The organism is Herbaspirillum rhizosphaerae (genome assembly GCF_001189965.1).
Taxonomy (GTDB): Bacteria; Pseudomonadota; Gammaproteobacteria; order Burkholderiales; family Burkholderiaceae_D; genus Herbaspirillum; species Herbaspirillum rhizosphaerae.
Window position 1 is genome coordinate 1 of sequence record NZ_LFLU01000033.1, and the last position, 11,900, is coordinate 11,900.

Here is an 11,900-nt window from a genome sequence, read left to right on the forward strand (position 1 = left end):
ATACACACCTGATTTTGCTTTATACAATTCCGCATATACGCACATTTGCCATTCATAATCCTGCATATCTTGATGAGATAAGCCTGGATTCTCTGCGCCTTTATAATCCCAAATCTCTCGTTTCTCCGGATTCTCAGGGTCTTCTCCGTCGTTAACCAAGACGTCAACAACTCCACGCAGTACATATTGTGATCGATCACTCTCCAAACGAAATTCGGTGTCATGAATACATGGATAGAGAGTCTTTCCTTCAACAGAGTTAAAAGCTTTTAAGACCACGAGTGCGCGATCACGTACGGCGGCATTTGCGGGGCGGATGCCATGGGACTTCAACGCATTCTCGACTTGGACAAAATATTCTTCTATATCGGCATCTTGAGGCAAGGTCCCTTTAGATATTCCGTCATAGAGCCCCCAATAATGTCTGTGACAATGATCTAAGACTTGATGGATTGCCGTGCCAAAGAAAATTTGCGCCGCTTGAGCAGGGACAAATCCGTCGTTACCAAAATGTCCGTATTGATAGCTGCAATGCCTAAACGACAAAATGTCACTGGTAAGGCTAAACCGCGGCCTAGTTATTCCGGCTAGGGACGGGGGAACCCGTATGCTTTGAAAATTTTTCCACTTGCTCATAGTTCACACCTGCTTAGAGAAGACGAACATTGCGACGTAACCAATTTTTTTCGGGGCCACAGGGGACCCCTCCTCCAGTCAATTGCGCAGACGAGCCCACCATAACAAGAGCCCATTCCGCGCGTGAATAGGCGACGTAGAATTGTCGAATTAGATCAAGCTCAGCTCGAACTGCGGCGGTTGGGCGAGAAAAGGCGCGAGCTGGATTTCCCGGGAATGCACCTAACTCCGACTCTAGCCGGTGCGTAGCACTGGCCGCAGGCTTTTTACTGATATGACCCACAAAAACAAATGGAAATTGAAGCCCTTTAGCTTGATGGATTGTCATAACAGGCACGTAACCCGGAGGGCAAATAATCTGCTCATCGGAGACTTCATCGAATCCAGTGCGTGCCAAATATCCAAAAAATAATGAATAAAAACCTCGTACCCATCCCCGATGAATTGTGTACGGGGACTCAGGGTCTACCCTCATACTCCCACGCTGGACCTTGTCCCGTTCTGGCACCGGCATGGAGGCAAATGCTTCAAAAAGAGCTGTGAGCTTTCCTAGGCGAACTCGTCGTTCAGGATCTGCATGCCAACCATCGAAGGGGGAGCAACTTAAAACATAATAGACAATCTCTTGAAGGGTCGAATTAACATATGCGCCTGGTCTATCTGAGAATGCGGCAACGCTTCGGTCAATGTAATCTTTAAGGGGAGGATGAGAGGGCAGTAATTCTTGATAGGCCATCCTGCACATTAGAATGAACTCATTCAACTCATCTGGTTTAGGGGGAATGTAGATACCATCAGGATCAATCAAAGAAGAAATGGCACCAAGCATTGCAGACACTTCTTGCTGTTCGAGAAACGCCTTATTGCGTGGATTGTACGGTTTTAGACCATGCCGTCTTAACGCTTCCACATATTTTTGCGCATTATTTGGCGTCTCTTTCGTGCTGGTAAGCAATAGGCAGCACTGGCTAGGATCGGTGACCACTCCATTTCGGATTAGGTCAACTATTGTCTGTGCAAATTCATTTGCTGTGTCGTCAGCAGTTTTTGCAGTCAAAATTCCAACAGCTGGATATTTTCCGGCGATCCGTGACTTTGATTGCATCAGAGGTTTGCTGGGCACTCGTGCACCGGGTATGTTCATCGTCTGAAAAGCTGTAACGTAGGTGTTACAAAATTCGACGATTTCGGGATGAGAGCGAAAATTTCCAATCAGAGGATACGTCTTCACTGCACTAGCAGCAATTCCAAGGTAGACCTGACAAGCCTGATCAAATGTCACCATACATTCAACAGATCCCCCTCTAAAGCGATACATAGCTTGATCGTCGTCTCCAACTACAACAATATTATGAGGACTGCGATGTGCTAAAGCCATGTAAATGGCTTCCTGGATGAGATTTGTATCTTGATATTCGTCTACCAGCACCCACTCAATACCAGGTCTTCCGGTTCCTTCTCCATCGAGCATTGCTCGCCCTAAAGGAGTGGGTAGAAATTCAAGGAAGCGTGATTGCAGATGCGCGAAGTCCGAGCGATGACCCTTAATGAGTTTCGTGACATACTCATCATATAGATCGGCTAGGCGTGCCCAATGCGGGCTGGCAGCTCGCATTGCTGCGATGTTAATGTTGTCCTCAACAATTCGATTAAACAGGGTTATCAGTTTGCTGGTTCGTACCCATTTGTTCGGCAAACGGTCATAAGTGGGCTTCCATTCCTGCGGCGTAAACATGTAGTCGAAAGCTTCCCAAAAAGGCTGGTCAGCGGAGAAATCCTTCGAAGCAACAATGCTCATATGTTCGTATATAAACATTGCTTGTTCAAACTCATCCATCAGCCGAACGTTTTGATAATTGGGTGCTCGGAATTCTTGAAGGAGGTCGTTGCAGAGGCCGTGAAGGGTGCCAATGCGAAGTTTGGAGATGTCAACAGACTCTAGTTCTGGGTGAGCAGCGATAATCTGCTTTCTATACTGACCAATACGGTCCTCCAAGTTTCGTGCAGCCTTATCAGTAAACGTCGTGACAAATATTGACTCTGGAGATATCGATAACTTCTGAATGGGATCGTCACTAACATAGAGTAAGCGGAGTACCATTAGCGATAACACTTCCGTTTTCCCAGAACCTGGACCTGCCAACACCCATGCTGGTCCAGCGGGGTGTTTTAAAATGCTGAGTTGTTCGGTCGTCGGTTGTTTGTTTGAGTTTGGTGGAAAAAGTATCAACAACAATTGGTCTATTTTCATTTTTCGTAAGCGTTTTTATTGATATGAAAAACGTTGTTCATCGCGGAATTAGTCCTTTCCTCGAATGGTCCCCCTAACCACACTAACCATTTGCACTAACGCTGAATAATCTGCGCTACTCACAGTTCGTATGAGATAGTCCCGCATTTCTTCAGCGGATGGTTCGTTCGTAAAATCAAAAAAATCTTTCAATTCAACGTCCAACTCAAGTCGAATACGGTCAAGCGTTTCCAATGATGGGTAGTGAGCTCCTCGCTCTAAACGACTCAGGGACTTAGTGTCGATTCCGATTCGCCCTGCTAATGCTTCTTGTGAGTAGCCTTTTCGTTTTCGGAGAAGTTGTACTCGCTTACCCACCAACTGCCTTACGTCGTGCATGTAATCTCCCAATGTCTATTTTTTATATTTAATAGACATTGAATGTTTCTTATAACTACTCACAGAGATTACTTACTAATATTTATAATCTTGTAGAGATTACTTTTCATTAGCACAGGCTATCCGCTCACATAGAATCAAAAGATGATCCGTAGGTGAATCTAAAACGACGAGCCGGGAATAACATTTGTAAGCCTGATAGATACCTAATTCGGGCGATCATGCAAATGTGAAGTTTAATTTTGCAAGAGGACTGTAGATAGGAGAGCTGACAAAAATGCTTTAAGCTTTAGCTGCTGCCTGAACGAGCAGGGTCCTAGGGAGGACTCGCAGACGGTCGGTCGATTCTAGGGGGAATGTTGTGCCATCGAACACCATAAATTACAAAAAACTATTATCGGATCTGAGACAACGATCCTCAACAGGGCCGGCGGGACGTAGTTTGTCCATGCAAGCGTCGAGCGATCGCGGTCGGGTACTTTTTTCGACAAACTTCCGTCGCTTGCAATCCAAGACGCAAGTCTTCTCTCAAGATTGGAACGCTGCAGTACGTACCCGCTTAACCCATTCTCTTGAAGTTGCGTCCATTGGGAGATACATCGCCGAAAAAATTTCAGATCGGCTATTGTCCGAACAACATTTGGGCACTTACGGGGATGAAGAGGCGCATCAAAGGGCAAACGCGCTCATAACTTTTGTCGAAGTTGCGTGTCTACTACATGATCTCGGGAACCCGCCCTTTGGGCATTTTGGAGAAGCTTCCATTAGAGAGTGGTTCGCGATAAGAGAGAACCATTTCTGCGAAAAAATTGGGAAGAAGTCTCAAAAAGAATTTTTAAAACTATATAAAGACTTCACTGCTTTCGATGGGAATCCACAGGGATTTCGTATTGCTACGCGCCTACAGTGGGTCACTGATGAGTTCGGATACAACCTGACTTACACCCAATTGGCCGCCACTTTAAAATATCCGTGGACACCGGAAAAAATAGGTACAAAACAAAACGGTACATTAGTTAAAAAGGCGGGGGTCTTTCACAGTGAGAAAGGAATCTTAGAGAAACTACAAAATAGTCTCGGACTTCTTCCTTCTGCTCGGCACCCTCTCGCATACATCATGGAAGCTGCGGATGACATATCTTATTGCCTAAGCGATATTGAGGATGCTTTGGAAAAAGCAGTTGTAAGAAACCAAGATGTAATCGACGCCTTGCGATCTAAATTGTCTCGCTTGACAAGTAACAAGTACGCAAGAGAAATGCTTGGAGCTCTCCCTCCCATAGGACAAAAAGTGGAAGGCTCCTCGTGGTTTGTCAAATTTAGAACTGCGGTAACTAACAACCTGGTAGATCGGGCATGCGCCCTCTATTTTAAGCAGGAGACGAAAATAAATGCTGGTGAATACTTTTCTCTGTTGAGAGGGTCAAAAGCGGCAAAAGCCTTGCTAGACGTCATAGGTAGTTTTTCGAACGAATATCTATATTGCAGTTCAGTGGTGAGGGAGCGAGAGTTGGTCGGATACCAAGTGATCTCGGGGATACTAGACAAATTCGGAATCATCTTGGAACTCAGTAGTATTGAGGCCGAGGCATTGTTAATAAATAAAAAGGCGCCGACCACCTTGGGTATGGCGTTAGCGCCGACCTTAAATAGCTTCCTACCGCGAAAACATCTGAAGGTGTACCAACACGCAATAGCCGAGTTGAAAAAAACAAAAAAACTTCGTGAGGATCAATACCAAATGCTTGAGTGGGTTGCAAGATCCCATTTGCTGGTGGATTTTCTCTCTGGAATGACCGACGATTTTGCAATTGTTACATACGGTCGTCTCTATGAAGGAGGAAGTAGAAAAATATGAGCATTTACGATTATCATCCGATCCTCTTGGCGAAGAAATGGAAATCCTTGTTAGGTGATCATGCGTTAATGACATTCTCTAGCTATAAATATGTTCCCCAGCAAGTCAAGGACGAGAGAAGAATCTTTACTGTGAGATTGGGTGAAATAACAGATTCTTGGCTTACAGATCGGATAGGGGAACTGCCAACGGATCACGAGATAGCATTGCATTCTGCTATTGATACGGGCAACGGGATAAAACATATTCCCATGGTCGATTTTTGTACCACAGATACCATTTCCCAAAAATTTATCTCCTGGATATACGAAAGCAGCGGTATCACATTACGGTTATATGATAGTGGACGATCGTTCCATGGCTACGGTATTGAGCCCATTTCAGACGCCAACTGGATATCGTTCATGGGATTAATCTTGCTTGCAAATTTACCCGGAGAATCCCCTCTGATCGACACGCGATGGGTGGGGCATAGATTGCTGGCAGGTTACTCTTCACTAAGATGGAGTGCCAATTCGTTCCACTCCTTAAAACTTCCTACGGGTTAGATCATCGTTCTCCAGATCGCTAATTATCGAGAGCATCTTCCTCCAGTTTTTAATTCTGTATGAGTGTTGCTATTTCTACAGAAAAGCTCGCGTTAAATCCTCCACGCCGTGTTGCTCGGACGATGGTGATGACGTATGCATGAATCTAAGTAACGGATGGAATTGATCTGTCTACAGTAATCGGTCTCTCCAATTGGATAGGTCGCGGGCGATTTCTAGATACCATTTTGGAGCATCTTCGAAGTCTTTTAGAAGGACGCTGTATCGAACTGCATGAGACAGCCATGCAGCCGTTATTCGAGGTTTTAAGTCAACAAGCAACCAGGACGTCAATTGAACTAGGTGATGTCGTTCTTGGATCGGTCGCATTTCAAAAGAAATTCTTCCTTCTGTCAATGGGAGGTCTGGAGCCTCAAGCTGTTCCAACACAAATTTACGTAGAAAAACGTGCTTATAGCGCGTTGTCATGACCCGACATAGTTGGCGCATAACTTCGTAATGTTCAAGTCGCCACCGTTGATCCTCGCGAAAATCATCATGGATCATGCGATTGGCGTCTAGTAACAGGGATAATGCCTGGTGGTCATACGACGAGATGGAGATCTTTGGTGCCTGTCGAAAATCATAACCACATTCATGACAGCAGCACACGGGTGTAATTTCTGTTAGCTGCGATCTGATCATGTCCACACGATGGATTGCGACAGCCATACTGCATTTCGGACACCGATCAAGAAGCATGGATTTATGCTGAAGGCACAGAGTGTTAAATGCAATCCGCCAGCGCTTCCTGAAATAGGGGATAGCATCTTCGGCTAAGCAAGTTGGGCAAAATTGCAGACCATATCCTTCTCGTTTGCGATGATACATTTTCAGGGCCAGAATCCAGGGTAGTGTGCCTGACATTCTGAATTTCCCGTAAAGGAGACCCTCATACGCCCGAAGTGTCGTGTTCCAAACTATCTCTGGAGCCGCTCCTGTTCGATAGCTGAGTTGGCCAAGCAGCCATGTAGGAGCCAACCGATCTATATCGCGATTCCACACCTGCTGATTATTGCCAAAGATTAGATTACAAAATGTCTGGACTTTTAATCCATGGCCATGAGCCAGGCGCACCAGCCAGCTGGATAGTAATTCGTCAGGCAATGGCTTGTAGTGAATCGGCCAGATGGGAGAGGTCAGGCCGCGAATCATACTCAGCTAAAGTGAACGTATTGCTTACGTTTGGAAGGCGGCGACCATTCCAACTCATCCAATTGCTGAAGAGATATTTTCTCCGACCCGTTACGAATCGCATCAATCGCCGCAGTTTTAATTAAATCGCAGAAGTCACCAAGCATGCCCTCGCTCAGCGAATGTATCTTCAGCATCATTCCTGGTTCAATCAGATGAGATGGATATCTCAAGGGCGTTCGCCTCTCCAATGTCGCTAAGACGCTACCGAAGGCTTCATCGGTATGCCATCGTTTAAGAATTGCCGGCATAAACCGGCTCGACATTTGTGGATCCATGTTGAACGCATTGAACGCGTCTTCAATTCCAGCCGCCACGATGGTTATCTTGGTCTCATTTCCGAGACTTTTAATCGCATTGCGAAACTCACGTTGCCGGTTCAAGCTACCTGCAATCAAATGCTGAATTTCATCAATAATCAATAAACGAACCTTCAACTGCGAAAACAGAAGTTTGACCTGGTAATAACGTTCGGCCACGGAAGCTGTTGGCTTATACGGTGCCATCAGGGCCTGTAGGATGCGACTATAAAAATCCGAAATGTCTGGTTTGCTCGGTGCCTCAATCATCAGTACCGGGCAGATCGTACATTCACCTTCTGGATCAGTATCGGGCGGGTGCATTTCAACAAAACGTTCAAGGATCGAGGTTTTCCCGCTAAATGATGGGCCCACTAGAAGCATATTGGGCATGCGCGTAATGCGAGGATAGTTGAGCAGATCCTCCATCTTCGCGATCACTTCCTTTGCGCGGGTATACGGCAACCAGAAGCCCTGCCGGATTGCTTGTATCCGATCTGCATCTGACAGATTCATTTGTCCGGACGCGACCTCGTTGAGATGAGAATAGGTTGTCGACATATCAGTACTCGTCGTCAAAAGGGATTGCCCTGGATGGATCGTATCCGCGCACGGCTGGAGGTGGCGTGGTCTTTACCGGACTGGTGACAGTCGGAAGCTCAACATTCTTCTTGTTGCGTGCTTTGTCGTGCTCAATGCGTTTCTGGACCTGGCGCCGCGCTACCTTGGTCTTATGTGCTGCGTCAGATTCCAGTTCACGCTGTCGGTTGATTAGAGCGAACACTTCCTTTTCATGATCAGTAGAGATGCCGCGCTCACGCGCACGCTCCTTGGCGTCGCGTAATTCCCAAATGCTTACTGGAGGCAAACTCAAGTCTCGATATGGAATAGCGCAATAACGCCTCACTTCCGGATCGAAGAAATAGAGATGACTGATATCGCGTGGATCTCGCTTAAAACGAAACTTCCGGCGATGCCGAGGGAAATTAGGGTCAGGCGCATTTATCCAGGGGCGCAAAACATCATGGAAATAATGGACGTCGTCGATCACAACACCATAGTCCTGAATCGTACGCTCTTCAAAAGGCATGAAATCAAGCCGTATCTTTTCTTCGTCGAGCCGACGTGCCGGCAAGCCGCGGCCAGGCTTCCCCTTGGTACCGAGCAGGCCCTCTCTCCATTTCTGTAGGGGCGTCGTGCCGAGGCCGGCATGGACGCGGAGGTGGTAGCGGCCGAAGAAAAGCACTAACCACTTCTCGAGCTCAGACAAAGTGAGCAATGCCCGAATCTCAGAATCATATTCACCCTTTTCTTTGGGACCAGAGAATGTCGCACCGTCCAAGGTTTTAAGAGCTTCCGATACAGTACCCATGAGGCGCTCAATATGCGCGCCATAGCGAGGCTTCTTGACTGGACGCAGATGCAGGTCGATATCGTATTCTGCGCAGGCTACCTTCAGCATGTCACCTCGAAACTCTCTCGCATTGTCCATATGTAGAGTCCCCATGACGCCCCAGCACGGCCAATCAACCTCTTCGCCGAGTTCGGCCAGCCATTTTTCTTTACCCAAAATCGCGTGAGAAATGCACATCCCGGCCGACATGGCAGATGGTGGATCGAGGGTGAGACACATACCTAATGTCATTCTGCTGTTCACATCGATGGCCAAGGTGATCCAGGCACGACCGATAGAGAGGCGGGAGGCCTCATCAACAATCATGACCGGTAACAGAGTGTGATCGAGCTGAACCATCGCTAGCGGCCAATCTGCATCAGGAATACTGCTGATATTCGGGTCGAAGTGTTGTTCGGCGACGCGAGGTCCTTCACGTCGAGCAACACGCTCTCTATCGGTGAGCCATTCGATGCGTTTACGGACCGTCAGTGGATGGGGCAAGGCGAGACCAGCATTCGAACACAGGCGCCGGACTTCTTCAGCTGTCGCAGCAACGGACCGCTTTTGATCCGTCAGATAGTAATTTTCTATGCAATCTTTAATGATGCCTTCTACTTCCTTTGAGAGGCGGCCTCTGCCACGACCTCCACTTCTCTTGGTCGGTAAGAGAGATGAAAGCAGTCCCGTATTGCGAAAGGCTTGGACCCAGCGATAAAGAGTGGCGCGGCTGACACCAGTTTCGACGACGATTCGAGTTGCGACTTCGCTGGCGAGTTCTTGACGCTCCAATAACGGCTCGATAAAGTCTCGGCGCTGTTCGGCGATGAGCCAGTCTTGCGGGTCAGTTTCTAACAGATCAAGTGAGCGATCATCGGAACGCTTAGCCCCTACGCTCGATAAGTGCCTGCTACTTAGGTCGGATATCTTAAGAAGAGCTTTTTCTCCGGAGCCTCGCTCTCGTACCAGTAAAAGATTTAAGTCGGCTTGTGCGACGATGACATACTCGCGATCGTTGCTGATGACGGTAGCGCCTTTATCGAGTCGAAGAACAGTATTGGCTTGCTTATTCATCGCCAAGCTCCGGCGACCATATGGCAATATCGTCTGTAAATGCTACGTCCAAATCGCAGCGGATAGTGCGTGTCACAATCAAATGCCAAATGATCGGTAGCCAATGGAGTTTTTCTTCTTCATCGGGAGCGAGGAGATCAAGCAAGACATTAAAGAAAGTCTCATTGCCGAGCTGTCGAAGTACATCAAGGACCGTTGCCGTTTCAGACTCGGCCACATCGATGTTCCGGTATTCCCGTAGGAATTTGAGATTCGCTAGCTTTGGAATCCGAATGTCTTGCTGAGTGATGATGCGGAACTCCCAGCCATGGCTGTCGGCATAACTTCTGGCCGCCTCAAATTTTTCAGCATATTTGCTGGCGTTCCTTGTGAGATCGTCTGTATGTTTTATCTCTGCCAGACAAGGACGGATGTATTCAGAATCGTGAAAATGAATCAACAAATCCGGAGTGTAGATTCTGGCGGAGCCGGATATTCTGACCGTTACTGGCTGCTCTTCAAATCTAGAAACTGATTCGTCAAATTCGAGCAGAAGCATGTATTCTTTTTCTAACAGAGACTCAAAGCCAAGCATCACGCCATTCTTCTGGCTGGAAAAGCCACCAGTCACGCCCAGGTAGTTTTTAGGTATTTTTCGGACCGGCATACAACTCCTTTGTAAAAAGAAGAACCGAAAAATACTAGCGAGTTAAGTAAACTCTTTCAATCGCTTATAGTCACATTCGCGTATAAAAAGACAGATATGTAGAATTTATTTTCAGATACCTTCTCTGCAGTGGGAACCCATAAAATCCATCCTGATGGGTATGACGAAACTTCCATTTAAAAAGAGCCATTTTGAAAATATTTATCGACACTGAGTTCACAGACTTCGTGCATCCCTCTCTGATTAGCATTGGTATGGTTGCGGAGACCGGCGCGGAGTTTTACGCTGAGATTCCCTATCCAGATGCCGAATGCAGTGCATTCGTGCGGGAAGCTGTGATCCCGTTGCTTGGGAAATCTCCTAACGCTTCTTGTTCGAAGGAAGCGCTATCTGGCAGATTAGTCGAATGGTTAGTGGCGATGAATGCTCAACACGGAGTATTGGAAATCTGCTTTGACTTCCAGACAGATTGGGATCTATTCATCGATGCCATCGACTACAGAGTACCGGCTTGGTGCGGACAAAAAAATGTCAATCGACACATCAATGAATTGCTCTGCTACGAATACCACAAGAAAAATGCTCTTCCTGAACATCACGCGTTGTACGACGCGAGAGCAAATCGCTTTGCTTATCGGGAACGGCCAGACGTCACTTATTGATTGAGATCAATGTGATTTTGTGTCCATCGTAAGTATTTCAATCCAATTTCCAGAAGGGACGAACATGAACGATCCTATTCTCGTTGTTGATCTGGAGGCTACTTGCTCTGATGACGGGACAATCTCCACCGAAGAAATGGAGACGATTGAAATTGGTGCTTGTTGGGTGGCACCCGATGGGCATGTGCTTGATCGTTTTCAGTCATTCGTCTGTCCTATTCTAAATCCACGATTAACTAAATTTTGTAGCGACCTAACAGGAATTTCGCAAGGCAATGTTGATAGCGCTCCCCGATTTCCAGAAGCAGCAGATTTACTGAGTGGATTTGTTCGGCAATATGCGACATCGACGTCGAACTGGACAAGTTGGGGGGCTTATGACAACAAACAGATCGTGCGCGATAGCGTTCGCCATGGCATCACAGCACCGATCACTCTGCCTCATTTAAATGCGAAGAAACTGTTCGCCAAAGCTCAACGTATTGGAAAAGAGATTGGCATGGCAAAGGCGTGCGAACTGACGCGGCTTGGGATTATAGGTGCCCATCATCGAGCGCTTGACGATGCGATTAATGTTGCTCGGCTACTTCCGTGGGTCTTTGCGCAACAGCTATTGGCACCGCGAGGCTAGAAAACTAAATTCTTCGTCACACCATAGCGATTCAGACATTCACTATGACGAATATATTTATTGGTTATACAAACAGGGGCGGGTACATTTGTATGTGGGTCAGACATTGAGCGTTCAACTACCAATCGAGATAGAACCATAGATGCAAACGATTTCTCTCGCAACGCACGGAACTAGCTAGATGGGAGAGCCATTGATATGGGTCAGTTGCATGCAAATTGACCCCTGTTGATTTGCGTCGAAAATTGACCCACTTAGCCGCATAATTTGCACCGAGAATTGACCCACGTT

11 protein-coding genes and 1 pseudogene are annotated in these 11,900 nt (G+C 46.9%); 5 read left to right on the forward strand and 7 right to left on the reverse strand.

What is annotated here, in order from left to right; translation table 11 throughout:
- From AKL25_RS23985 to AKL25_RS24820, 3 genes are all read right to left on the reverse strand, one after another.
- Positions 1 to 636: PD-(D/E)XK nuclease family protein (locus AKL25_RS23985; RefSeq protein ID WP_167541931.1), on the reverse strand; the 636-nt coding region annotated here is incomplete at its 3' end.
- A gap of 13 nt (positions 637 to 649) precedes the next feature.
- Positions 650 to 2,887 (reverse strand): UvrD-helicase domain-containing protein, encoded by a 2,238-nt coding sequence (locus tag AKL25_RS23990; protein WP_083444852.1) that lies wholly within the window; start codon positions 2,885 to 2,887, stop codon positions 650 to 652.
- 48 nt (positions 2,888 to 2,935) lie between these two features.
- Entirely contained in the window at positions 2,936 to 3,265 is a 330-nt protein-coding gene (locus AKL25_RS24820) for a helix-turn-helix domain-containing protein (protein ID WP_083444853.1), read from the reverse strand.
- Between the two features lie 361 nt (positions 3,266 to 3,626).
- On the opposite strand from AKL25_RS24820, the gene dgt reads away from it, so the two are divergent.
- The 3 genes from dgt (at position 3,627) to AKL25_RS24705 (ending at position 6,141) form a co-directional block, all read left to right on the forward strand.
- Positions 3,627 to 5,123, forward strand: coding sequence for a dGTPase (dgt, locus tag AKL25_RS23420; protein ID WP_083444854.1), 1,497 nt, complete (start codon positions 3,627 to 3,629; stop codon positions 5,121 to 5,123).
- Complete coding sequence (locus tag AKL25_RS24370) at positions 5,120 to 5,671, forward strand: primase 1D-like protein (protein WP_157050744.1); 552 nt, start codon at positions 5,120 to 5,122, stop codon at positions 5,669 to 5,671. The genes dgt and AKL25_RS24370 overlap by 4 nt, the downstream gene beginning before the upstream one ends.
- 284 nt (positions 5,672 to 5,955) lie before the next feature.
- Positions 5,956 to 6,141 (forward strand): hypothetical protein, encoded by a 186-nt coding sequence (locus AKL25_RS24705; protein WP_240475845.1) that lies wholly within the window; start codon positions 5,956 to 5,958, stop codon positions 6,139 to 6,141.
- A gap of 277 nt (positions 6,142 to 6,418) precedes the next feature.
- Here the strand turns inward: AKL25_RS24705 and AKL25_RS24825 are convergent.
- The 4 genes and pseudogenes from AKL25_RS24825 to AKL25_RS23435 all read right to left on the reverse strand — a co-directional run.
- Positions 6,419 to 6,865 (reverse strand): annotated as a pseudogene (locus AKL25_RS24825) (TniQ family protein); the annotation flags it as partial.
- A 2-nt stretch (positions 6,866 to 6,867) separates the two neighbouring features.
- Entirely contained in the window at positions 6,868 to 7,764 is an 897-nt protein-coding gene (locus AKL25_RS23425) for a TniB family NTP-binding protein (RefSeq protein ID WP_050480113.1), read from the reverse strand.
- Position 7,765: 1 nt separating this feature from the next.
- Positions 7,766 to 9,670, reverse strand: a complete 1,905-nt coding sequence (locus tag AKL25_RS23430) for a helix-turn-helix domain-containing protein (protein WP_050480114.1) — start codon at positions 9,668 to 9,670, stop codon at positions 7,766 to 7,768.
- Positions 9,663 to 10,316: a heteromeric transposase endonuclease subunit TnsA gene (locus tag AKL25_RS23435; RefSeq protein WP_050480115.1), complete on the reverse strand. Its 654-nt coding sequence runs from the start codon at positions 10,314 to 10,316 to the stop codon at positions 9,663 to 9,665. The genes AKL25_RS23430 and AKL25_RS23435 overlap by 8 nt, the downstream gene beginning before the upstream one ends.
- Before the next feature lie 191 nt (positions 10,317 to 10,507).
- On the opposite strand from AKL25_RS23435, the gene AKL25_RS23440 reads away from it, so the two are divergent.
- Together AKL25_RS23440 and AKL25_RS24005 are read left to right on the forward strand one after the other, a co-directional pair.
- On the forward strand, positions 10,508 to 10,978 hold the full coding sequence (locus AKL25_RS23440) for a 3'-5' exonuclease family protein (RefSeq protein WP_050480116.1): 471 nt from the start codon (positions 10,508 to 10,510) through the stop codon (positions 10,976 to 10,978).
- Positions 10,979 to 11,042: 64 nt separating this feature from the next.
- Positions 11,043 to 11,609, forward strand: coding sequence for a 3'-5' exonuclease (locus tag AKL25_RS24005; RefSeq protein ID WP_083444856.1), 567 nt, complete (start codon positions 11,043 to 11,045; stop codon positions 11,607 to 11,609).
- Positions 11,610 to 11,900 lie beyond the last annotated feature (291 nt).

Coding starts and splice junctions, on each gene's coding strand:
- AKL25_RS23990 (WP_083444852.1), bottom strand. CDS start 2,887: ATGAAAATAGACCAATTGTTGTTGATACTTTTTCCACCAAACTCAAAC.
- AKL25_RS24820 (WP_083444853.1), bottom strand. CDS start 3,265: ATGCACGACGTAAGGCAGTTGGTGGGTAAGCGAGTACAACTTCTCCGA.
- AKL25_RS24370 (WP_157050744.1), top strand. CDS start 5,120: ATGAGCATTTACGATTATCATCCGATCCTCTTGGCGAAGAAATGGAAA.
- AKL25_RS24705 (WP_240475845.1), top strand. CDS start 5,956: ATGCAGCCGTTATTCGAGGTTTTAAGTCAACAAGCAACCAGGACGTCA.
- AKL25_RS23425 (WP_050480113.1), bottom strand. CDS start 7,764: ATGTCGACAACCTATTCTCATCTCAACGAGGTCGCGTCCGGACAAATG.
- AKL25_RS23430 (WP_050480114.1), bottom strand. CDS start 9,670: ATGAATAAGCAAGCCAATACTGTTCTTCGACTCGATAAAGGCGCTACC.
- AKL25_RS23435 (WP_050480115.1), bottom strand. CDS start 10,316: ATGCCGGTCCGAAAAATACCTAAAAACTACCTGGGCGTGACTGGTGGC.
- AKL25_RS24005 (WP_083444856.1), top strand. CDS start 11,043: ATGAACGATCCTATTCTCGTTGTTGATCTGGAGGCTACTTGCTCTGAT.